Raw genomic sequence first — 23,187 nt, forward strand, 5'->3', positions numbered from 1 at the left:
CCGTAGGAAAAAGATTGGCGCTGGCGCTATTGCGAGCTGATGTCGGCGTTCTCGCCGCTGCCGCCCGGCTGGCCATCCTTGCCCATCGAGACGATATCGTACTCGCCCTTGCTGCCTGGCGCACGGTATTGATAGGCATGCCCCCACGGGTCGAGTGGCACAGCCTTTTTCAGGTAAGGACCATTCCAGCGCGTGCCGGCGGCGGGCGGCGCCACCAGCAGCGCGGCCAAACCCTCTTCCGTGGTGGGATAGCGCCCCACATCGAGGCGGTAGGTGTCGAGCGATTTTTCAAACGCCTCGATCTGCGCCTTGGCCACCGTCACTTCCGATTTGCCCAGCTGGGCGAAATACTTGGGGCCGACATACGCCGCCAGCAAGCCGATGATGACGATGACGACCAGCAATTCGAGCAAGGTAAAGCCGCGCGCATGGCGCGTTGCCGCAAAGTTCTGCCTGTGTGCTGCATGCATCCGCTAACTCCTTATTGCCGACCTTCAATACATTGTGTCGCCATGCGCGGCGGATGGCCACGCACGGGCGACACGCGCTTGCCTGATGCTTATCAGCCTACCATGCCGCTTATGGTTAATACAATCTTTTCTTTGTACTGTGAACAACAAATTCCGGCGGAAACCATCCAGTGTGCGCGAAACCGCCACGGCGCCGCGCGCGCTTGACTGGCTGGTCAATTACTCAACTATTTTCAATGCGGAAACTATCTACTCCTGGTTACCAAATCATAGTGAGTGATGAATTTTATTCATTCATTATTTGTAACTTTCAAATTAAATTTGCAAGAATATCAAACAATGGAATTGCCTCTTTTGCTATAGTAAAAATCAATTTTCTACGCATTGGTCTTATCCGGCCGCGCAGGAGAGAGCATCCAAGACAGCATCCCAGACGCAAAACATATTGCATCCTACATAATCAGCAAGGGAAAATTCATGACTCGTATTGTGCATTCGAAGGCAACTGCCGCAGCAAGTCCTTTCTCGGCCAAGCAATGGACCGGCGCCGCCATCCTGGCCCTGTCCGCCGCCTGGGCCCCCGCCGCCATCGCGGACGTGATCAACTTTGATAAAATCGACAGCCAGTTCGTCGGCCACGGCGATTCCCTGGAATTCGGCAAATTCCTGCTGACGGGCGCTTCGAATACCGTCGGCGCCAGTTATGGCGACCTGGTCGGCGCCGTGTTCGACGGCACGGACCCGGCCGCATGCGGCATGGCGTGTCCGACCAACAATACGAGCAATTACTATGCATCCCTCAACGACGGCATCGTCTACCTCGATCCGCTGAATACGGGCGGCAGCGTCAGCCTGCAGGGTTTCGACGCCAGCTTCATCGGCTACGCCCAGGGCGTCACCTATCCAGCCGTAGCGGGACTGCTGCGCGTGCAAGGCTTCTATGCCAACGGTTCGTCCATCTATGAAACCTATCAGCTGGGCGGCCCCATCGGCGGCAACTTCCAGTTCCAGCATTACAACACCAGCGCCAGCTTCGGCAGCCAGCAATTCGCCTCGCTGGCCTTCTTCGGCTTCACTTGCAACACGGCCGGCAGTTGCAACGCCTTCACGACCAACAAGGGCCAGTTTGCGCTCGACAATATCGTCGCCTCGGTACCGGAGCCATCGACCTACGCGATGATGCTGCTGGGCCTGGCAGGCATCGGTTTCGCGGCGCGCCGCCGCCAGCAAGCCTGATCTTCCCTTTCGATTCCCGCTACCGTCACCAGGAAACCCTACATGACATTCCGCCCCACCTTGCGTCCCATTTCGCTCGCCGTGCTGAGCCTGTTTGCCAGCCTCAGCTTCCAGGCCCACGCCGACGACCTGCGCCGCCCCTACATCGTGCAGCTGACCGACAAACCGATCGCTTCCTACACCGGCTCGGTGGATGGCCTGGATGCCACCCAGCCTGCCGCCGGCAGCCGCCTCGACCTGGCCAGCACGCAAGTGCAGCTGTACGGCGACTACCTTGAACAGAAACAGGCGCGGGTACAAGCCCTTGTCGCCGCCGCACCCGTGCAATACCAGTACAAGATCGTCCTCAACGGTTTTTCCGCCCTGCTGACGGACGCCGAAGTGCGCCAGCTGCAAGCGAGCGGCGAAGTGGCCAGCATCGCCCCCGACGAACCGCGCGCCCTGCAAACGAACTACACGCCGACCTTCCTGGGCCTGGACCAGCCGGGTGGCCTGTGGAGCCAGCTGGGAGGCAAGCAGCATGCGGGCGAAAACATCATCATCGGCATCGTCGATGGCGGCGTGTGGCCGGAAAACCTGTCGTACGCGGACAGGGTCGACGCCAACGGCGCCCCGACCTTCGACCCGAACGCCACCCTGGCCTACGGCGCCGCGCCGGCCGCCTGGAAAGGCAGCTGCCAGACGGGTGAAGGCTTTACGCAAGACCACTGCAACAACAAGCTGCTCGGCGCGCAGTATTTCAACGCCGTGCGCCTGACCGAGACGGACAAGATCCAGCACTGGAGCGAATTCACCTCGCCGCGCGATTCCATCGGCGACCCGAATGGCGAAGGCGGCCACGGCACGCACACCTCGTCCACCGCGGGCGGCAATGCGGGCGTGCCGGTGACCGTGAACGGCTCGCCGCTGGGCGCCATTTCCGGCGTGGCGCCGCGCGCCCGTCTGTCCGTCTACAAGGTGTGCTGGTCGTACAACCTGGCTACCCAGCCGACCGGTGCGAAGAACGGCTGCTACGGCGGCGACAGCGTGGCGGCGATTGAAAAAGCCGTGCAGGATGGCGTGCACGTGATCAACTACTCGATCAGCGGCGGCGGCACCGTCAACGACCCCGTCGAGCAAGCCTTTTTGCACGCATCGAATGCGGGTGTGTTCGTTGCCGCGTCGGCCGGCAATGCGGGCCCGGCCAATACCGTGGCGCACGTCAGCCCATGGATCACCACCGTGGCCGCCTCGACGCACAACCGCGCCAACCAGGCCAAGGTGACCTTGAGCAACGGCGCCAGCTACACGGGCGCCTCGCTCAACTACAACCCGCTGCCGGCCACCACGCTGATCCGCGCGCAAGACGCGGGCCTGCCCGGCGCCGATGCGCAAAAACTGGCCCTGTGCTACCGCGCCGGAGACAACGGCGGCGTGGCCCTGCTGGATCCGGCCAAGGTCGCCGGCAAGGTCGTCAGCTGCTTGCGCGGCACCACGGCGCGCACCGATAAAGGCATCGCCGTGCTCGAAGCGGGCGGCGCCGGCATGGTGCTGGTCGACACGGGCGTGGGCCTCGTGTCCGACCCGCACGTGCTGCCGGCCGTGCACGTGAGCGCCGCCGATGGCGCGCTGATCAACGCCCAGGCGCAAACGGGCACGGCCACGGCCGCCATCTCGCGCTTCGTCACCAACGGCAACGGCCCTGCCGCCCCCGTGGTGGCCGACTTCTCGTCGCGCGGCCCGAACCTGTACGACGCCAACCTGCTCAAGCCTGACGTCACCGCGCCTGGCGTGGACATCCTGGCCGGCGGCACGCCTGCCCTGACGCGCGCCCAGCGCGACGCCGTGCAGGATGGCAGCCTGGTGCCGGCGCAAGCCTACATCTTCCTGCAAGGCACTTCGATGGCCAGCCCGCACGTGGCCGGCCTGGCCGCCCTGCTGCGCCAGCAGCATCCGGACTGGAGCCCGGCCGCCATCAAGTCGGCCCTGATGACGACCGGCAGCGCCACCCTGCCCGACATCCAGGCGGGCGACGCGCGCGGCATCCTGCCATGGGGCCAGGGCGCCGGCCACGTGACGCCAAACAAGGCGACCGATCCCGGCCTCGTGTATGACGCCAACCTGGCCGACTACAAGAAATACATGTGCGGCGTCGGCATGACGGCCGAATGCGCGGGCGGCACCCTGGCCGGCTACAACCTGAACATGCCGTCCATCACCATCGGCAACGTGCTGGGCACGCAAACGGTGACGCGCCGCGTCACCAACGTGGGCAGCAGCAGCGCCACCTACACGGCCAGCGCCTCGCTCAGCGGCTACAGCGTGACGGTAACGCCTGCCACCTTGGCGCTGGCACCCGGCGAAACCAAGTCCTTCACCGTGACCCTGGCGCGCACGACGGCGCCGGATAATGCCTGGCAGTATGGCGCCCTCGTGTGGAGCGACGGCGTGCACACGGTGCGCAGCCCCGTCACGGCCCGCTCGGGCCGCGCGGTGCAGTCGCCGGCATTGCTGCAGGCCGACAAGGTCAGCGGCCTGCGTTCGCTGACCCTGTCCACCGGCTTTGCCGGCAAGGTCGGCGCGGCGACGGGCGGCCTGAAGGAAGTGGCGCGCAGCGCACAAACTATCAGCCAGGCAGCGCCGGGCAGCGTGGAAACGCTGGCGCAGATGGCCGACGCGTGCAAGGCGGGTGGCAGCGGCGTGCGCGCAGTCAATGTCAGCATTCCCGCCAGCACCGTCGTGGCGCGCTTCGAAATCTTCGACCGCGACACCACGGAAGGCGCCGGCAATGACCTCGACATGCTGCTGCTCAACAGCGCCGGCGCGACCGTCGCCACCTCGGCCACGGCCGGCTCGAACGAGGCCATCACCCTCACCACCCCGGCCGCAGGCAACTACAAGGTGTGCGTGATCGGCTACGAACTGGCAAATGGCGTCTCGACCGGCTTCGGCCTGTCGTCGGCCGTCGTCACGACAGCCGACAAGGGCGGCAACCTGAAAGCCACCCTGCCAACCAAGGTGTACGTGGGCGGCAGCGCCACGGCCGGCGTCAGCTGGTCGGGGCTGGAAACGGGCAAGCGCTACCTGGGCGGCGTAGTCTTCCTTGATGGTAACAACGCGGCAGCGTCCACCACGGTACTGTCGGTGGAGACCAACAGCCCCTTGCCGCTGGCCGTCCCCAGCCAGCGCAACGTGAGGGCGGACGCCAAGCTGTAACGCTATCGCTCCAGCGGTAACACAACGCGCCCTGCGGGGCGCGTTTTTTATGCGCGACGCGCGTACAATCGACGCATGTCCACACTACGCCTCGGTATTGCCATCCTGGCCGGCATGGCCGGCATCCATGCCCTGCCTGTCGCGGCGCAGGCCGCCGCGGCGCGGCTGTCGTATCTGGTGCAATTGCGCGCCCCGCCGCTGGCCTCGCAAGCGGACGGGGTGCATGGGCTCGATACCAACAGCGATGCCGCGCGGCGCTACACGGCACGGCTGGAAGCGCAGCAGCGCGCCGTGCTGGCGCTGGTGCCCGATGCCCCCGTGCAATATCGCTACACGGCGGCCTTCAACGGCTTTGCCGCCATGCTGACACCGGCCGAAGTGGCCCGCCTGCAAGCGAGCCCGGACGTGGCGCGGGTATCGCCCGGCAGCATCGAACACACGCAAGATGGTAATGAAAAGATGCAGGCCCGGCCGCGGGACCAGCGCTAATGGCTGAGCAGGCGCAGCGCAATGCCGCGCGACACGGCTTGCGTGCGGTTACTGACGCCCAATAATTTATAGATGCGCTGCAAGTGGCTTTTCACGGTCCAGCCGCTGATGCCGAGGATTTGTCCCACCTCGTCATTGCTTTTCCCCTCGCGTACCCAATGCAGCACTTCCAGCTCGCGCGCACTGGCCGCGCGCGTGGCAGCCGGGCCGGTCACGGGCGCACGCTGCCTGCCTGGCAGCGCCAGCCAGTGCACGTGCAGGTAGGGCAGCAGCAATTCCAGCGCATACGCCTGACGCGCCGCGTCCGCCGGCGTCACGGCGAAGAGGGCAAAAAAGCTGCCGCCGGCGTCGCCCACGCTGCCATGCACCAGCACGCCGTCGATGATGCCGGCCCGCCGGTCGCCCGCGCGCCAGGCCAGCGCAAGGTGCGCCAGCTGGCCTTGCCGCTGGCGCAGTTGCGCGTGATCGGGCGCGGCGCTGTGCCAGGCTTCGCTGCGCAGCACGGCCCCGTCCGCGTCCAGCTGCGCGCACATCAATATGTCGTGCGGCAACAGCGTTTGCAGCGGCCCCTGGCTCCACAGGAAGAAATCCCCGGGCGCGGCGATGCCATGCGCGCCGAGGATGGCGTGCAGCAAGTATTCCTGTTCCCGCCCCGTCAGCAGCATCATGCGCACACGGCCGCATCGGCCGCGTCAATCGCCAGGTAGCGGTAGCCGCTGCCGCGCACGGTTTCGATGCGGTGGCCGCAGCCGCCCGGCTGCAAGGCGTGGCGCAAGCGGCCCACGTGGGCGTCGACCGTGCGTTCGTCGAGGTAGGCGGCATGGCCCCACACCTGGTCCAGCAGTTGCGCGCGGCTATGCACCCTGCCCGGATGGTCCATCAAAAAATGCAGCAGCTTGAATTCCACGCGGCCAAGGTGGATGGGCACGCTACCCGCCGTTACGCGCAGGGTATGCGGGTCGAGCCGCAAGGCGGCAGCCCCGGCCGTGCCTGCGCCTGTGCGCAAGGCCGAAGGCGCGCGCCGGCGCAGCAGCGCGTGCACGCGGGCCAGCATTTCACGGGGGCCAAAAGGCTTGCACAGATAATCGTCGGCGCCGCTTTCCAGCGCCAGCACCTTGTCCTGTTCGCTGTCGCGCGCGCTGATCATGATGATGGGCAAGTCGCACAGCACGCCGTCCTGGCGCACCTGGCGCAGCAGCGCGATGCCGGACGCATCCGGCAGTTCCCATTCCAGCAGCAGCACGTCGGGCGGGTCGGCCGCCAGCAGCGCCAGCGCGCCGCGCGCATTCAGGGCACAACTGACCCGGTAGCCGGCGCCCGCGAGGTTATGCGCCAGCAGCGCCTGCATGGCAGGCGCAGGGTCCAGCACCAGGATATGGCCAGGCATCGATGCATCTCCCGAAAAAAGTTGGCAGCAGTCATGAAAATACTAGACTGCCCGACAAGTTTTTTACTATGCATCAAGCGTAAAACGGTGACTAATACAATTTAGTTTCCTGATTTATAGCTATTACGAATAAATAGATGAAAAAAAACACAGCGGCCCGCAGGCGCGCTGTGTTTAAGCTGGAAAGTCTAGGCGCGTGCGACAGCTTGGCGGCGGCGCAGGGCGAAACCGATCAGCGCCAGGCCGCCCGTCAGCATCATCCATTCCGACGCTTCCGGCACGGCCGAGATCGACGCGATGCTCGCATACGTGCTGCCGGCGATGCTGGCCGGCAAGCCGCCGTTGAGCGGGGTCAGTTCGAACTGCACCAGGTTGCCATTCGCATTGCCCAGGTAAGCCATGCCGGTGTAGTCGAGCAAGCCCACGCCAAACGTCGTGCCCGCATTGCCGGCCGTGTTCAGGAAGTCGCCGCCAAAGACGATATTGAAACCGAACTTGCCGCCCAGGGTCACGTTGTGGAACCAGTCGTTGTAGGCGCCGCTATTGCCGAAGGTCAAGGTGCCAGGCAAGCTGCCGCTGACGTTGCCTTCCATCGATTCCAGCGCACCGAACGCGCCCGAGAAATTGCTGAGCACGGCGCTGGCGCCCGGCGCCGGGCTGTTGCCGGCGATAAAAGCAAAGTCGAGGAAACCGGCGCCGGAAAAGGCGCTCGTGTCGATTTCCACGCGGTAGCCGAGCGGATCCGCCAGCGCCAGGCTGGAGCTAGCGGCCAGGAGGGCGGCCAGCACGGCGCGGCGCAGAGTGAGGTTGAATGTCGTTGTCAACATGATGGTGTCCTTAGAAGTTGCCGGCGAAGATGCTGGCGGAATAATTGATCGTCACTTTCGACGGATTGGTGAAACTGACGGCGAACGAAGCCGTCGCGCCCGGCGCCAGGCTGGCCGCGTTGACGGTGACGTAGGCGGCGCCCGCATGGCTGCCCGTGGCATTGGCCAGGCTGACGCCGGCAGGCAAGCCGCCGAACACCACCTGGAACGGGCCGTTCAAGGCGCTCGTGCCTGTGTTGGTGAACGAGAACGTGCCCGTGTATTTTTGCGTCACGCGGTTGTACGTGAGGCCCGAGCTCGCTTGCGCCACGCCGGCCGTGATGTCGCGGTAGGCGGGCTGCAAGTCCAGGCTGATGACGACGGGATCGTGGTCTGAGGCGCGGTAAGGCAAGGCGTTGTACAAGTCTTGCGGCTTGGCCGAGTCGATGTTGTAGTCGATCACTTCCGGCTCGTCCGCATTCACGTGCCATTCGGCCACGCCGGCTACTTGCGGGCTCAGCGAAGCGCTGGCCAGCGCATGGTCGAGGTAGCCGCTCTGGCCGCCAAACACGTACGAATACGGCATGCCGGACGGCCGCACGAAACGCTCGAGTTCATTGACGAAGCCGGCGCCCGTGATGACCTGGATCGGGTCTTCCGCGCCATAGGAATTGAGGTCGCCGATGACCAGCACGTCCGCGTCGCCGGCAGCGGCCGCCACCTGCGGCACGAAGCTGCCGATCAGGCGCTGGGCTTGCTGCACGCGGGTGGCGTTCCAGCAGCTCTGGCTATCGTTCTGGTCCGCGTCCAGGCCGCTCGACGGGCAGCTGCCCTTCGACTTCAGGTGATTGACGATCAGCGAGAACTTCTCGCCATTGTCGGCGCGGAAGGTTTGCGCCATCGGTGGACGGTTGTTGATGGCATTGGCGTCCGACAAGGCGCCGCCCACGAGGCCCAGCTTGGCTGGCTTGTAGATCATGGCCACGCGGATGGCGTCCGTGCCCGTGGCGGCCGGTTTCGGCACCACGGCGTACGTGACGCCGCCGATGGCCGCGTTCAGTTGTTCGACCAGGTAAGTGACGGCCGTTTCGCCATTGTTCTGGATTTCCATCAAGCCCACCACGTCCGCATCGATGGTCTTGAGTTCGGCGACGATCTTGTCGCGCTGGCGCACGAACTCGGCCAGGTTGTCGGCGCCGCGGCAATTGCTCTTGGTGGTCGAGGTTCCCACGGTACAGCCCTGCCCCGTCTGGCCAAAGATATTGTTGCCATTGGTAAAGGTGGTAAAGAAATTCAGCACATTGGCGCTGGCCACCTTGACGTTGCCAGATGGCAGTTCCGGGCTGCCCGTGCGCGGGTTGTCACGCGAGAATTGCGGCGTCTGTGTCGGCTGCAATTTGTAGGCGGCACCGCCACCGCCGATGGCGCCAAAGTCCACCACGCCCGTCAGGTCGGCTACCGTGTCGCCGCTGCGCACGGTGTTGTCCTGGCCGATATACGGTATCGTTGGCGATGCAACAAAAATGCCGTCATCGAGCACGATCAGGTTGTTCGCATTGGCGGCGATCAAGGCTTGCGCCTCGGCGGAGCCGGCCGGGTAGCGGTTGGTCGGCACTTCGCGACGCCCCGCCGACAGACTCAGTTCGCCGCGCGCGCCCAGATAGGCATTTTGCGACACGGTCAACGGTTGCGTGAAGCGCACGAGCATGCCTTCCACGGCGGCCAGGTTCTCGTTCGGCAAGGTCACGTTCGCCGGCACGATGCTGTGGCCCGCGCTTTGCGTGAGGATGGCCGTCACGTCCTTGAATTCCGTGTAGGAATTTTTCGCGCCCGATGGCGTGTATTCGACCACCGTGCCCGTCACGCGCACCAGTTCGCCAGGCTGCACGGTGGTAACCGTCGCGCCCGTGTACACGAAGATGCCGTCCGACGTCGATGGATCACCATCGCCGGCCGCATCCTGGATAAAGAAGCCCGTCCCCACTTTCAGAGTCACCACGCCTTCCGTCGTCTGCACGGAATTGGCGTAGGGGCTGCTTGCGCCGCTGCCCTGGATTTGCGGGATCGTGTGGCTGACAGCGGCCAGGCCTTGCACGGCGACATCGATCTTGCAGCTGGCGCTTTGCTGCTGGTCGTTGCTGAAATTGACGATGACAGGATAATTGCCCACCGGCACGCCGGCGGCCACCAGCAGGTTCACGCTGGCGCTCTCGCCCGCCACGCCGGCCGCGCTGAAATTGGCCAGGCTGATGCCTGCCACGGCGGGCGAGCTCAAAATAGCGGCATTCACGACGCCATCGACGTCGGACGCGCGCAGCACGGCGCTGCCGCCATTGCCAACGGCCAAGGCCAGGCTGGCAGGGCAAGTGGTGACGATCTGGTGCACGACAGGACCGCCGCACACATTCAAGGGAGAAGCCGTATTGCGCGGCGCCACGCTGCCGGTGGCAAAGTCCGCGCTATTGTCGTCCGTGTCGCCACAGCCGCCATTCGCGCGCGCAATCGACAAGGTATTCGATGGCGCGGGCGCCACGGCGCCCTCAAAGCCGTTGGCCGTACCAAAACCGACGAGATCGACGATGGCCGCGCCCGTAGGGCTGGCGCCCGTCTGGGCCGTCTTGCTATTGCTCAGCAACACCTTGCCCGCCGTGCCGGACATGGCCAGGCTGCCCGTGGCGTCCGGCGTGGGCAAGTCCTGCGTGCCGCCCGCCCCCTTGGCTTGCTGGACCAGCAGATACTGGCCCGGTTGCAAATCGATCGCCGGCAAGGCCGTCACGGACCAGCTCGTGCCAGCGGCGGACGCGTATTGCACGCTCCAGTTGCCCAGGTTCACGGGGCTGGCGCCACGGTTGAAGACTTCGATGAAATCGTTGCGGTACAGCGCACCCGTATTGCCGCCACCGCCATACACCTGGCTGATGACGATATCGGAAGCAGCCAGGGCTGGGACGGACAGGCTGGCCAGCACGGCGGCCATGACGGTCAGGCGCAGCGGCGTGCGCAAGGGGGAAAACGAGGTGTGCATGAGGATCCCGGTCGGTAAATAAATGACGCCGGCCCCACATGATCGGCCGGCGCGCCACAATTAACAAAAGTATTTCAGACTTGTTATTTGCATATTAAACGCCCGGGATGACGACTTGATGACATTTGATTAAGCCGAATGGAGTAAAAGCTTCGCCCGTGGCCCGCGGGACGACACATTTATTAGTACTCAATAAGCAACAAAAAATTCACGATGGAACGATAAACAGGCGCTTCCTGGAAAAATATGATATATTTCAGGCAAATAAGTTTTGTTCTTGATAAGCCATTGGCAACTTTAAGAACCTTGCAATACAAATGGATCGAGCGGGCCCCATCCATGCCCGGCTCTTCATCTGCCATCCTGCCGTGCACAAACAATGTCGCACAGCTAGCGTACGCATCAATTACATCCTCAGCGCCTGGCGATATTGCGCCGCGTTCAGAATGCATGTCCAAGAGGTAAGTAATGTTAAAACCAACCACCCCATTCAAGTTCGTTTCCTTGTTCGCCTGCAGCCTGCTATTGCTGGCGACTGGCACGGCGCAAGCTCAAAATGGAGCACAGCGCGCCAGCGGCGACGAGAAACGCTGCCAGGCCACGGGAGCCGCCAGCAACGCAGTCGGCAAGGCGAAGGACGCCGACCTCGATAGCACGTACAGCGCTTGCAGCCTTGTCGATGGCTTCATCGGCTTCGGCGCACGCATCAATGACGGCACCAGCACGTCGCCGGAATTCGGCAGCGGCGCTTCGGACCAGGAATTGCGACGCCCACAATTTGGCAGCGACGGCCACCGTCTGGGCAATCAATTTGCCGATGCAGGCGATGCGGCGGGCGGCACGCGGGCTCGTCCGGCGCGCGATACGGGAAGCTATCAATTTGGTACCCGCGATTTCGTGACCAGTCAGGAATTCCCGCCGATCGATGGTGGGGCTGGCTACCGTGGACCGGGGCGCGCCTACCATGGTGACAACGGCACTTACGCACCGCTGATCACGTCCGCCTCGCGTGACACCGGCTCGCGGGCTGGCGGCTCCAGCGTGGGTGGTGGCGGCGCGACAGGCGGGATCGATAGCGGCAATCGCGGCATCAGCGTTCCCACGCCACCTATCGCCGTCGTGCCCGAGCCTGAAACCTATGCCATGCTGATCGCCGGCCTCGGCCTGGTGGCATTCGCTGCGCGCAGAAGGCGCAGCGTCAAGGCCGGCTAATCCCCCCTCTCCCCGGCGCACCGCCAGGTCAGCGCTCAGCGCCGGTACGCCATGTACGGCGCGGCCAGCGGGTCGCCGATAAACAGGCCCTGCGCCGGCCACAGCACACTCCCCCAATACGCCTCCAACGCCGTCATGCCATTCAGGTAGCGGCGCAGGAGCACGGTAGGATTGGGAAATTTCTGCCAATAGTTGCACGGTTCGCTCACCGTACCGTAACTGGCCGTCGCGCCAGCTTCCAGCCAACGCTGACTGCTCATCTGTCCTGTACCCTGCAAATCACCGCCGAATGACGTCAGGTGATCGGCCAGCGCCCCGGGCAAAAATCGCAGGGTGTCCAGCTTGGCCACATTGGCCACGCCGGTCTGGTACACCATGATGTTCTGCACATGTTCAATGCTGTTGGCACGCACATTCGTGATAGTCAGCTTGCGCTGACGCACCATGCCGCTTGGCGGAAAGAATGCCGCGCGGCTATTGCGCGCCGGGTCGCTGGTAGTCAAATAGTAGGCGCCGGCGGCCGGCACGGCAAACCCGCTGGCCGTGCCCCGCTTGACGACGGCCTTGGCATCATCCACGGAATCGACCGGCAACAGCATGGACAGGCGCATGCCCATCTCGGTCATGGGCCGCTCCACGCCGCTGTTGAAATAGGGGCTGGGCTTGCCCGGATCGCACGTCTTGACGCACTGCGCCATGTCATATCCCAGGGTAAATGCGGAGGTGATTGAATTGCACTCGACCGCATAGGGGGCGCTCCAGACCATCAGCACCGCCTGAATCTCGGGTTTGAGCTGCGTCTCGATGCGCTCCTTGAGCTGGGAAAACTGTTCGGCGCTGAGCTTGCGCGGCCGGTTTGGAATATTCACATGCACAACGTTTGCCAGCGGAATGTCGTGCGACTGACGGTAGTACTCGCCCACCTCCACGCTATTCGGTTCCGCATCATTGATGACGATCGCCAGATGCGCAGGCTGCAATCCTGGCGCCGCGCCAGCCAGCGGCACCGAGGAAAAAGCCGCCAGCAACACGGGCAAAAAACGCAGTGGAGTATGCAATGGATAGCTGCCAGAAAGATAAATGGGAATGACCGAGGGCTTGACGGCCAATTATAGCGCCGGAAATGACACCGCAACGCAGCAAAAAAAACGGAAGCCTAGGCTTCCGTTTTTGTCCTTGCCAATGCTGCCAGGACGCTCAGGCTTGCAATTTACGGCGGCGTGCCACAAAACCCATCAGTCCCAGGCCTGCAAGCAGCATGGCGTAGGTTTGCGCTTCCGGCACGGCACTGGCCGAGATATTGCCACTGTAGCTGCCGCCAGTTGCGGAAGCGACATAGCCATCGACCTGCAAGAAGTAAGTACCCTCAAGCAAAGGCGCCTTGCCGCTGTTGAGCACCCAGGCCTGGTCCTGCGCCGTGAAATTGAGCAGATCGAGCGCGCCATGCAGCACCACGCCGCTGGCATTGCTCAAGCTAAATCCCGTCAGGGTCAGGCCGGAATTGGCGCTCGGCTTGAGCGAGGTGGCCAGGCCGCTGAAATCATGGATGCCCGTCAGAGTGAACAGGAATTTATCGCTGAAAAAATTATTCCCGGCGCCAGCAAGCTGGCCGGCGCCCAGGCGAAAGGAACCAGACAGTTCGCTGCTGGAATAGTCGATCAGGTCCTGCGTCAGGTCGATCGGCGCATGGCTCAGGTCAACAGGCGCGGCATGGGCGCCCACGCTGGCGGCGGACAACACGGCGGTCAGGAACAGGGATTTCAATATTTTATGCATACTTTTCACCAAAATAACGGCGGTCAACGCGAGCGAGCCGCGGGAAAGGGACTATAGCGTCACGACAGCGAGTCGTGTTCAGGCAGATTTCTGACGGCGGCGGGCGATAAATCCCAGCAAGCCCAGGCCGGCAAGCAGCATCGCATAGGTTCCAGGCTCGGGCACGGCCGATACCAGGTTGCCATTGGCGCTGAACGTGGCGCCGGTGCTGAACACGATATCGCCACTGACCTTCATGTAATACGCGCCAGCCGCCAGGTTGGCGAAAGACAGGCTCCATTTGTCGGTCGCGCCGCTCAGCTCCTGGGTACCGCCCTGAAGCAGGGTGTCGCCAACGCTGCTGTACAAACCAAAGCCAGTCAAATTCAAGCCGGTCAGGGCGCTGGTGCTTTGCGAAGTCAGCACCACGTTGAGCGCGCTGGGCTGTGTCACGTTAAACGTAAACACATCATTGAAAAAGCTGCCCTGGTGATTGTTCTTGAACTTGTCGCCAAAGGTCAGCGAACCGCCGCTCTCGAGCTTGACGGCCTTCGGCAGGGAGCTGATGTCAACAGCAGCAGTGGCCGCCTGGGACAGCAGGGCCGAACCGGCAAAAGCCAGGACAGCCAGAATAGAGCGGGTATTGTTCTTCATGCGACTCCAGCAAGCAAAGTTGTGGCCGCAATACGGCCACATGAATTTATATAATCAAACCAGCAAGGATAATAGCATAAAGTAATTTTTTAAGTTATTTAATTTTTAATTAAAAGTTTCTTTATAGCATCAAAAAAAGGAGCGGCAAACTATCTCGCGCCGCCGCCTGGAACCGGCGCATGCAGCAGTTATAATTGGCAAAGTTTTATCATATTGACGATTCATCTGAAGAAAGGGAAGTCATATGTCCACTTGGACGGCATTGCACGCCGATACATACCGGCTATACGGGCGCAGCGGTTGGCGCCTGACGCTGAAAGGGGCTGTCGGCAGCCGTCCCTTCCGCGCAATCGTCACCATGCGCCTGTGCCAGGCGTCGCGCGACGCCCGCGTCCCCTGGAAGTATCTGCTACCGTTGTGCAAGCTGCTGCATCGCAGCGCCACCCGCCGCGCGGGTATCGACTTTTCCTGGCAAACCCGGGTTGGTCCCGGTTTCGCCCTGACGCATGGCTGGGGCACCGTCATTTCGCCTGGCGCCGTCATCGGCAGCAATGTCACCCTGCTGCACGGCGCGACCTTGGGCCGGCGCGACCGCATCACCGCCCCGGACCAGCGCAGCAGCGCCTATCCGACATTGGAGGACGGCGTCTGGGTCGGCCCCCATGCCATCATTACCGGCGCGATCATCATCGGCCAGGGCAGCCGCGTCGCCGGCGGCACCGTGGTCGTGGCAGACGTGCCGCCCGCCTCCATCGTCGCGGGCAATCCCGGCAAGATCATCGCCAGCGACTGCGTTCCCGACGTCATGAATGCCGCGCCGCTCGATACGCCGGCATCTCAGGCGCGCTGATACGCATCCGCATGGCGCACGATATCGTCCTCTCCCAAGTAAGCGCCCGTCTGCACCTCGATCAGGTGCAGCGGCAGCTTGCCAGGATTTTCCAGCCTGTGGATCATGCCGAGCGGAATATAGGTCGATTCGTTTTCTGTCAGCAGGCGCACCGTCTCGCCGCATGTCACGCGCGCCGTGCCGCGCACGACCACCCAATGCTCGGAACGGTGATGGTGCATCTGCAGCGATAGTTTCCCACCTGGATTGACGACGATGCGCTTGACCTGGAAACGCTCGCCAACGTCGATGCCTTCATAACTGCCCCAGGGACGGTACACGAGCCGATGCTGCACGTGTTCGGTGCGCCCATGGCGCTCCAGGTGCTCGACCACTTGCCGCACGCGCTGCACCTGGTCGCGCCGCGCCACCAGGACGGCATCGTCCGTTTCCACGATCACCAGGTCCTGCGCGCCCAGCACGGCCACGATGCGGCTTTCGGCCCGTATCATGCAGTTGCGGGCGCCGTCGAGATAGACATCGCCGCGCACGACATTGCCCTGCTCATCCCCTGGCAGCACGTCCCACAAGCCGGACCAGGAGCCGATATCGCTCCAGCCCATGGCGGCAGGAAGCACCGCGGCGCGGCGCGTGTGCTCCATCACGGCGTGGTCGATCGAGACGCTGCGGCAGGATGAAAAAGCGTCCGCGGCCAGGCGAAAAAAATCGAGGTCGCGGCAGCCGCCCGCCACTGCGGCGGCGCACGCCGCGTGCATGGCCGGTTCGAATTGCAGCAACTCGCGCAGGTAGCTTGCGGCGCGGAACATGAACATGCCGCTATTCCACAGATAACGTCCATCGGCAAGAAAACCCCGCGCCGTCGCCTGGTCCGGTTTTTCCACGAAACGCTCGACTTCGCGGCCCTGCGGCGAACCGGCCAGCAATGCGCCGGAAAGGATATAGCCGTAAGCGGTTTCCGCAGCGGTAGGGACGATGCCAAAGGTGGCAAGCTCGCCGGCTTCGGCCAGCGCAGCCGCTTGCCCGACCACCCGATGAAACGCCGGCACGTCGGCGATGCAGTGGTCGGCAGGCAAGACCAGCATGACCGCCTCGGCATCGAGCGCCAGCAGATATTGCGCGGCCACCGCCACTGCCGGCGCCGTATTGCGTCCCAGCGGCTCCAGGACGATGGCCAGCGGCGGTACTTCGATCTGGCGCAGTTGCTCCGCCACCATGAAACGGTGTTCATTGCCGCACACCAGCAGCGGCGGCATGGCCTCGAGCGCGGGCTGGCCCAGTTCGCGCACGCGCAGTACGGCTTCCTGCAGCAGGGTCTGCTGCGAAAGGAGCGGCAACAATTGCTTGGGCAAGGCCTGGCGCGACAAGGGCCACAGGCGGCTACCGGCGCCTCCCGACAGGATCACAGGGTAGATTTTCATGTCGGGCTCCCGTCGGCTGAATGGCGCACGCTTCCATGGGCGTGCTGACACACGGGCCGCGGCGCCGCAGCCTGTCTGAAGGACGGCTTGATAAGGCGCCGTCGGGCCCCAGGAAGATGGCCATGCCCAGTGTACGCAAGAACGGGAGGGAGGAAATTGATACAGTGCAAAAGAGATGCACGTAGAGGGAGCAAGCGGGGCCGCATGCCCCGCCGTCCTGCCCAGCGCCTCTTACAGGCGCCAGACCTTGACGCCCACGGCGCGCAAAGCCGCTTCGTCAAAACACGCCTTCACATCGATGAAGCAGCCGCCCTTGATCAGTTTTTGCTGGAAGTCTTCCACTGGCAGCGACGTCAGCGCGCGGTGCGAGACAGCGGCAACGATGGCATCGGCGCGCGGCAACTCATCCCATGCAAACAGGCGCACGCCATACTCGTGCATGGCTTCTTCCGCATCCGCATACGGATCGTGCACGAACACTTCCACGCCATACGTCTTGAGTTCGTTAATGACGTCGCCCACCTTGGAATTGCGCAGGTCGGCGCAATCTTCCTTGAACGTCAGTCCCAGCACATTCACGCGCGCGCCCTTGATATAGCTGCCGGCGGCAATCATGTTCTTGATGGTCTGCTCGGCGATGTACTTGCCCATGCCGTCATTGATGCGCCGGCCGGCCAGGATCACCTGGGGATGGTAGCCCAGCGTCTCGGCCTTGTGCGTGAGGTAATACGGATCGACGCCGATGCAATGCCCGCCCACCAGGCCGGGGCTGAACTTCAGGAAGTTCCACTTGGTGCCTGCCGCCGTCAGGACTTCGGACGTATCGATGCCGATCTTGTCGAAGATGATGGCCAGTTCGTTCATCAGTGCAATATTCAAGTCGCGCTGGGTATTTTCAATCACCTTGCACGCTTCGGCCGCCTTGATGCTGGAGCAACGGTGCACACCCGGCTCGACGATGGACTCGTACATGGCCGCCACCGTTTCCAGCGTTTGCGGCGTGTCGCCCGAGACCACTTTCACCACGTTCGTCAGCATGTGCTTGCGGTCGCCCGGGTTGATGCGCTCCGGAGAATAGCCGACGAAGAAGTCGCGCTTCCACTGCTTGCCCGACGCCTGTTCCAGTACGGGAATGCAGATTTCCTCGGTCGCGCCCGGGTACACGGTCGACTCGTAGACGACGATGGCCCCCTTCTTCATGTGCTGGCCGACGCTCTTGCTGGCGCCGATCAGGGGGCCGAAGTCGGGGCTGTGGGCCACGTCGACGGGCGTCGGCACGGCGACGATGATGATGTCGGCCTGCGCCAGAATGGCGGGGTCGGACGAGTATTCGGCATGCACGGCGGCCGCCATCTGCTCGTCGCTGAGCTCGCGCGACGGATCAACGCCCCGCAGGCAGCTGTCGACCTTGCTTTGCACAATATCGAAACCGATGGTGCGCCCCTGCTTGCCGAATTCGGCGACGAGAGGCAAACCGACATAACCGAGGCCAATCACGGCAATAGTAGTCATAACAATACTTTCAATCTAAAAGGTGGAAACCGGTATTCGGCGATGACGCCTAGCGGCGCAGCGCTTCCTTGAAGAACAGGCGGATAAAGCCCATGTCCTCGATAAAGTAGCGCCGGAACATGCGGCGCGGTTCCTGTAAAAAACGATAAAACCATTCCAGTCCCGATTTCTGCATCCACACGGGCGCACGCTTCACGCGGCCGACGGCGACGTCGAAGGTGCCGCCCACGCCCATGGCGAACGGGATTTTCATCTGTCCCTGGTACTGCCCCAGGAAATGTTCCTTCTTGGGGGAACTGATGGCGACAAACAGCAGGTCGGCGCGCGCTTCCGTGATCTGTGCAACGACGCCAGGCTCCTCTTCCGCACTCCAGTAGCCATTGCGGTAGCCGGCCACGGTCAATCCCGGGTACTTCAGCTCGTACAAACGCTTGACCTCGCTGACGACCTCCTCGCGCGCGCCCAGCAGATACACGCGCCATTGCTTGTCGGCGCTGCGGCGCATCAGCGCCTCGAACAAATCGACGCCCGCGACGCGCTCCTTGAGCGGCTTGCCCAGCAGGCGCGACGCCCACACCACCGGCATGCCATCGGCATTGATCAGTGCACAGTCATTGATGATGCGCCGCAATTCGGCATCGCGCTCCGCCTTGACCAGCTTGTCCACATTGACCACCACATGCTGATGGGGATGGCCGGACTGGATGAACCCCTCGACTTTTTGCAGGGTTTCTTCCATCGTCAGATTATCAATCTGACAGCCCATCATCGTGATACGGGCGCTCATGACAGCTGTGCGGCCAGCACGGCCACGATGCGTTCGGCAGCCTTGCCATCCCACAGGTGCGGACGCTGCCCGCGCTTGCCTTCGCCACGCAGTATTTTGCCGGCCTCGGAGACGATACGCTGCGGATCTGTTCCCACCAGTACATTGCTGCCCTCGTCGACGGTGACGGGACGCTCGGTGTTTTCGCGGATCGTCAGGCAAGGCACGCCCAGCGCCGTGGTTTCCTCCTGCAAGCCGCCGCTGTCGGTCAGCACCATGCAGGCATCCTTCCACAGGTTCAGGAAGGCCATGTATCCCTGCGGCCCCACCAGGGTCACGTTCGGTCCCAGGTCGATGCCGAACTTGTCCAGGTTGGCGCGCGTGCGCGGATGCACGGGGAAAATCAGCGGTAAATCCTGTGCGATCGTGCGCAACGCGCCGCCGATCGATTGCATCATGTCAGCGTTATCCACGTTGCTGGGCCGGTGCAGGGTGACCACGCCGTAGCGCTGTCCGGCGCCCGCATGGGCCGCCTTGAAAAGTGCCGCCTCGCCTTCGGTGACGACGCCGGCGCCGAGCTTGTCTGCCTGATACAGCACGTTGTCCACCATCACATGTCCCACGTAGTGCACGGCCGCTTCAGGCTTGCCTTCGCGCCGCAGGTGTTCCAGCGCGCTGGGCTCCGTGACGAAAAACCAGTCGCTGATGCTGTCGGTGACGAGGCGGTTGATCTCTTCCGGCATGGTCATGTCGCCGCTGCGCAAGCCGGCCTCGACATGGGCAACGGGAATATTGAGTTTCTTGGCGACGATGGAACAGGCCAGCGTGGAATTCACGTCGCCGACCACCAGCACGGCGTCGGGACGCTCGGCCTGGCACAGCTCTTCGAAGGCCAGCATGATCTTGGCCGTCTGCTGCGCATGGCTGCCGCCGCCGGCGCCCATGAAGACGTCGGGCTGGGGGATGCCCAGCTCTTCGAAAAAGACGTCGTTCATTTCGCGGTCATAGTGCTGGCCGGTGTGAATGATCTTGAATCCAAGCCCGCCATGGGCTTGCAAGGCACGCACGATCGGCGCGATTTTCATGAAGTTGGGACGCGCTCCGGCAACCAGGTAGAGGGTGGGCATCGAATGTTCTTTCAACGTTAAAAGGTCTAAAATAATGCCATCGTAAATTCTGCCGCGATGTCACCGCCATCGGCAGTGACGCACAAGGTCGTACAGGCAACTTTGACTTCGTAGTGGCGCGAATACCAGCCCAGCGGCGGTTGCTCGCTGGCGCTGGACAGGTGCAAACGCAGCTGGGTGCCGGCAAACCGGCCTTCCAGACGGAAACGTGCGCCGCACACCACCAGCACCTCTCCCTCCACTGCCACCGACAGGCCGGGCGCAAAATGCCAGAACTGTTCCAGGCGGTGCGCCTCGCGTGCCTCGGCGCGGTCTTGCACGGCCAGTCGCCGCGTTGCCGCATCAAATTGCACGCTGCGCACGTGGCGCACGGGGTCGGCCAGGCGCAGATAGCCGTCGTGCGCACCGCGAAAGACGAACTGCGCGGGATCTTGCGGCATCTGCAGCACGCTGCTCGCCGCCTTGCGCAGCCACATGAAGCGTCCGCCGCTGACCGACTGGTCCACGCCGTCGACGCGCAAGGTATTGTGCGCAGACGTGCCGCGGAAATAATCACGCCATTTCAGTTCCTGCCAATACGAGTAGGTGCCGGGATCGACCAGGCACTCCTCGCCGGCAACCGACAGGGTCAGCGCCAGCGCATCGGCGTGCCCATGCGCCGCGATGCCAAGGTAGCCGAGCGGGCCGCAGTCGAGCATGCCCTTGATTTCCGTGGGCTGGCCGAAATCGTTACCGAACAGCAGGTAGCCTCCATCGGCGAAATTCCAGTCGCTGGCCTGTCCATCGGCTGCAGGTATGGCTGGCAGCTCCATGCCGCCAAGCAACCATTGCGTCGTCGCCCCGTACTGCGACGGCGCCAGCCCGCCCCACAGCGCATCGGCCAGGTCCAGCAGCATCGCCGGCCGGTCGCCCGCCATGCCGGGTTCCAGCCGAAAGACGATGCCGTCATCGGCGTCGCCCACCATCGGCACATGGCCGCCGACATCGCGCACGGCACGCAGGAAATGCATGGCGCGCTGCAGTATGCGCCAGTAGCCGTCGCTGAACGGCATTTTCGCATGCGCAGCGCTCAACCCCGCCAACAGCAGGAATTCGGCGGCGAATACCTGATAGGCAAATGCCTGCTCGCGGTTGACGCCATCGGCTGAATGCTGCAACCGGGCTTGCTGCTCCAGTTCGCGCGCAGCCTGATCGCGCCAGGCCGCACTGTGTCGCCAGCATGGCCAGGTCCGCGCCGCGACATACAGGCCGGCCAATTCACCGATCAGGTGATTGTTTGCCGACGAATGGCGCGACAGGTGGCGCTGGATAAACTGGCAATGGGAAAAAATGCTGTCCAACCAGCGCGATCGACGCCGTGCCCCGGCATCCCCGGCGAACAGCGGGCCGTTGGCGCCCCCCATGATGTGCCAGATCAGGCTCCAGTTAATCAGGCGGATACCCAGTTCCAGCGAGCTGGTCCAGTTCGGCCCCGTCAATGGCGGGCACTGTTCCAGCCACGAGTCCAGCTGCCCGGCCAGCGCATCGCGGTAGCGCGCGTCGCCGCTCAGGGCCCAGGCCTGCGCCAGCCGCACCAGATGCAGATGGCGGTTCAGCTCCCACACGTGCTTGATGTCGCCCACGCTGGTACGGTCGGTAATGTCGAGAGCAAGACTGAAACTGGCTGGACCCGCCACGCCCGTCAGGGGATCGGTATTCCAGCGCGGCGATGCGCCCACCTGGAAATGCGCCGTGGCAAAGAGCAAGACTTCGCCCGCCATGATCGCATCGGCTTCTCGCAGATACGGTGCCGCATCCGCCAGCCGCGGTGCCGCATACGGCAAGGCGGCGCCGGCTTGCGCCAGTTGTGTCGGGACGGCAGTGCTCAGCAAGCCGTGGCGCAACAGCCGGGACTGCCCCACTTGACGCAGGCGATACCATGGCTCGCCAGGCGGCATGCAGCGCAGCCGGTTCCATAACCAGCCCAGGCGGCTGGTGCGCGCGCGCGCGACGCTCGGCGCCACACTCATCGTGCCGCTCCATCGAGGCTTGCGTACAGGGTCGCCAGCTTGTCGAGCATCAGTTCGGTATCGAAACGCTGCTCGATCGTGACACGCCCCGCCGCCGCCAGACGCACGCGCAGCGAGCTGTCGGCCAGTAATCGCTGCAATGCGCCAGCCAGGCTCGCGACATTCTCCGGCTCGACCAGCAAACCATTGACGCCATCCTGCACCGCCTCGGGAATGCCCCCAACGGCCGTCACCACCACCGCCTTGCGGGCCGCCATGGCCTCCAGCATGGCCATGGGCAAGCCTTCATGATAAGAAGGCAGCACGAAGATACTGGCGCGCTCCATTTCCGCGGCTTTCTGGTCTGGATCTATCCATCCGAGCAATTCAAGCCGGTCGGCAATGCCCAGTTCGGCGGCACGCGCACGCGCCTCGGCCAGTGCGCCCTCTCCGCCCAGGACCAGGCGCAGGCGGGGGAATTGCCCACTCAGGCTGGCCACTGCTTCGATCAGTTCAAAGACCCCTTTTTTCTTTTCCACGCGGCCGAGGAACAACAGGCGCCCATCCTCTTCCGGCAGAACGGGTGGCAAGCTGGCCAACTTGACCGAATTGGCCACGACCAGCACGGCTGCGCGCGGCGCGAACGTCTGCAGAAACTCGGCCCAGGAGGGCGACAGGCCGATCACGGCCGAGCTTTTTTCCAGGGTGTGGCGGATCCACCAGCGGCCCACAGCGCTCACTTCATCCATGGTGAACTGGCGAAACTCGCCGCCATGCAGGTGAAAGATGGTTTTGCACCCCATGCCGCGGGCCAGCGCCAGCAGAACGGACTTGCGGTAGAAACTGGCGCGCGAGGAACAATGTGCATGCACGAGCGGCTTCACCCCGGTCAGGCGCACCGCGAGCAACTGGCGCAACGCGCTGAAGGCAAGGGCAAGCTTGCCCATTGCAGGCACTTCGGCATGTGTCACGACATAGCGCACCGCATGCTCATCCAGGAAACCCTCGCGCTGCAGGACGCAAACGACTGCCGCCACGCCCCCCTTGCCTTCCGGCGCGGTGCCCAGCATCAATGCCTGCGGCCTTTCGTCAATCACGCCGCCGCCCCACGCCTACCCACCATGGCCAGTAACTCGCTCATCTACGATCTCCCAGATCAGATTCATTAAGACATTGCAAAAAACACTTTGTGCGCACGCAATACGACTAACAAAAAAATAATGTTAAAACAACACAATCATTGCATTCATTACCACAATTGTCAACCACAGCACGGTCTTTTTCTTGTCTGCACGTA

20 protein-coding genes are annotated in these 23,187 nt (G+C 63.3%); 5 read left to right on the plus strand and 15 right to left on the minus strand.

Features of this window, described 5'->3' with window-relative positions; translation table 11 throughout:
- Positions 1-26 precede the first annotated feature (26 nt).
- Positions 27-470, minus strand: a complete 444-nt coding sequence (gene gspG, locus ASN89_RS04190) for a type II secretion system major pseudopilin GspG (protein WP_046682594.1) — start codon at positions 468-470, stop codon at positions 27-29.
- Between the two features lie 477 nt (positions 471-947).
- Between gspG and ASN89_RS04195 the strand changes: the two genes are divergently transcribed.
- The 3 genes from ASN89_RS04195 to ASN89_RS04205 all read left to right on the plus strand — a co-directional run bounded on the left by ASN89_RS04195 (position 948) and on the right by ASN89_RS04205 (position 5,390).
- The gene (locus ASN89_RS04195; protein WP_046682595.1) at positions 948-1,706 is read left to right on the plus strand and encodes an NF038120 family PEP-CTERM protein; all 759 of its coding nucleotides are present in this window, start codon (positions 948-950) and stop codon (positions 1,704-1,706) included.
- A gap of 42 nt (positions 1,707-1,748) precedes the next feature.
- Positions 1,749-4,901, plus strand: coding sequence for a S8 family serine peptidase (locus ASN89_RS04200; protein ID WP_058048386.1), 3,153 nt, complete (start codon positions 1,749-1,751; stop codon positions 4,899-4,901).
- A gap of 75 nt (positions 4,902-4,976) precedes the next feature.
- Complete coding sequence (locus ASN89_RS04205; RefSeq protein ID WP_058048387.1) at positions 4,977-5,390, plus strand: protease inhibitor I9 family protein; 414 nt, start codon at positions 4,977-4,979, stop codon at positions 5,388-5,390.
- Here the strand turns inward: ASN89_RS04205 and ASN89_RS04210 are convergent.
- The 5 genes from ASN89_RS04210 to ASN89_RS04230 form a co-directional block, all read right to left on the minus strand.
- Positions 5,387-6,058: a LuxR C-terminal-related transcriptional regulator gene (locus ASN89_RS04210; protein WP_058048388.1), complete on the minus strand. Its 672-nt coding sequence runs from the start codon at positions 6,056-6,058 to the stop codon at positions 5,387-5,389. The genes ASN89_RS04205 and ASN89_RS04210 overlap by 4 nt on opposite strands.
- Positions 6,055-6,777 (minus strand): winged helix-turn-helix domain-containing protein, encoded by a 723-nt coding sequence (locus ASN89_RS04215; protein ID WP_046682599.1) that lies wholly within the window; start codon positions 6,775-6,777, stop codon positions 6,055-6,057. Before ASN89_RS04215 ends, ASN89_RS04210 begins: the two co-directional genes overlap by 4 nt.
- Before the next feature lie 188 nt (positions 6,778-6,965).
- Complete coding sequence (locus ASN89_RS04220) at positions 6,966-7,604, minus strand: NF038129 family PEP-CTERM protein (RefSeq protein ID WP_058048389.1); 639 nt, start codon at positions 7,602-7,604, stop codon at positions 6,966-6,968.
- Between the two features lie 10 nt (positions 7,605-7,614).
- Positions 7,615-10,608: an ExeM/NucH family extracellular endonuclease gene (locus ASN89_RS04225; protein WP_058048390.1), complete on the minus strand. Its 2,994-nt coding sequence runs from the start codon at positions 10,606-10,608 to the stop codon at positions 7,615-7,617.
- A gap of 182 nt (positions 10,609-10,790) precedes the next feature.
- Positions 10,791-11,102 carry a hypothetical protein gene (locus ASN89_RS04230; RefSeq protein WP_046682601.1) on the minus strand — a complete coding sequence of 104 codons (312 nt, stop codon included), beginning with the start codon at positions 11,100-11,102 and terminating at the stop codon, positions 10,791-10,793.
- On the opposite strand from ASN89_RS04230, the gene ASN89_RS29255 reads away from it, so the two are divergent.
- Positions 11,077-11,820 (plus strand): PEP-CTERM sorting domain-containing protein, encoded by a 744-nt coding sequence (locus tag ASN89_RS29255; protein WP_082127579.1) that lies wholly within the window; start codon positions 11,077-11,079, stop codon positions 11,818-11,820. The two genes, ASN89_RS04230 and ASN89_RS29255, sit on opposite strands and share 26 nt — an antisense overlap.
- 35 nt (positions 11,821-11,855) lie before the next feature.
- On the opposite strand, the gene ASN89_RS04240 is transcribed toward ASN89_RS29255, so the two are convergent.
- From ASN89_RS04240 to ASN89_RS04250, 3 genes are all read right to left on the minus strand, one after another.
- The gene (locus tag ASN89_RS04240; protein WP_321166314.1) at positions 11,856-12,929 is read right to left on the minus strand and encodes a TIGR03790 family protein; all 1,074 of its coding nucleotides are present in this window, start codon (positions 12,927-12,929) and stop codon (positions 11,856-11,858) included.
- Positions 12,930-13,017: 88 nt separating this feature from the next.
- A complete protein-coding gene (locus ASN89_RS04245) occupies positions 13,018-13,596 on the minus strand; it encodes an FxDxF family PEP-CTERM protein (protein ID WP_082654388.1) in 579 nt (192 codons plus the stop codon).
- Positions 13,597-13,674: 78 nt separating this feature from the next.
- The gene (locus tag ASN89_RS04250) at positions 13,675-14,229 is read right to left on the minus strand and encodes an FxDxF family PEP-CTERM protein (RefSeq protein ID WP_046682604.1); all 555 of its coding nucleotides are present in this window, start codon (positions 14,227-14,229) and stop codon (positions 13,675-13,677) included.
- A gap of 244 nt (positions 14,230-14,473) precedes the next feature.
- Here ASN89_RS04250 and ASN89_RS04255 point away from each other — a divergent pair, with 244 nt between their 5' ends.
- Positions 14,474-15,079 carry a serine acetyltransferase gene (locus ASN89_RS04255; protein WP_046682605.1) on the plus strand — a complete coding sequence of 202 codons (606 nt, stop codon included), beginning with the start codon at positions 14,474-14,476 and terminating at the stop codon, positions 15,077-15,079.
- On the opposite strand, the gene ASN89_RS04260 is transcribed toward ASN89_RS04255, so the two are convergent.
- From ASN89_RS04260 to ASN89_RS04285, 6 genes are all read right to left on the minus strand, one after another.
- A complete protein-coding gene (locus tag ASN89_RS04260) occupies positions 15,067-16,497 on the minus strand; it encodes a mannose-1-phosphate guanylyltransferase/mannose-6-phosphate isomerase (protein WP_046682606.1) in 1,431 nt (476 codons plus the stop codon). The two genes, ASN89_RS04255 and ASN89_RS04260, sit on opposite strands and share 13 nt — an antisense overlap.
- 231 nt (positions 16,498-16,728) lie before the next feature.
- Entirely contained in the window at positions 16,729-18,009 is a 1,281-nt protein-coding gene (locus ASN89_RS04265) for a nucleotide sugar dehydrogenase (RefSeq protein WP_046682607.1), read from the minus strand.
- A 49-nt stretch (positions 18,010-18,058) separates the two neighbouring features.
- Positions 18,059-18,796, minus strand: coding sequence for a WecB/TagA/CpsF family glycosyltransferase (locus tag ASN89_RS04270; protein ID WP_046682608.1), 738 nt, complete (start codon positions 18,794-18,796; stop codon positions 18,059-18,061).
- Complete coding sequence (wecB, locus tag ASN89_RS04275) at positions 18,793-19,902, minus strand: non-hydrolyzing UDP-N-acetylglucosamine 2-epimerase (RefSeq protein WP_046682696.1); 1,110 nt, start codon at positions 19,900-19,902, stop codon at positions 18,793-18,795. The genes ASN89_RS04270 and wecB overlap by 4 nt, the downstream gene beginning before the upstream one ends.
- Positions 19,903-19,928: 26 nt before the next feature.
- The gene (locus tag ASN89_RS04280; protein ID WP_058048392.1) at positions 19,929-21,911 is read right to left on the minus strand and encodes a heparinase II/III domain-containing protein; all 1,983 of its coding nucleotides are present in this window, start codon (positions 21,909-21,911) and stop codon (positions 19,929-19,931) included.
- Entirely contained in the window at positions 21,908-22,960 is a 1,053-nt protein-coding gene (locus ASN89_RS04285; RefSeq protein WP_046682609.1) for a glycosyltransferase family 4 protein, read from the minus strand. The genes ASN89_RS04280 and ASN89_RS04285 overlap by 4 nt, the downstream gene beginning before the upstream one ends.
- Positions 22,961-23,187: the final 227 nt, after the last annotated feature.

It is taken from the genome of Janthinobacterium sp. Ant5-2-1 (assembly GCF_001445815.1).
Classification (GTDB): Bacteria; Pseudomonadota; Gammaproteobacteria; order Burkholderiales; family Burkholderiaceae_D; genus Janthinobacterium; species Janthinobacterium lividum_E.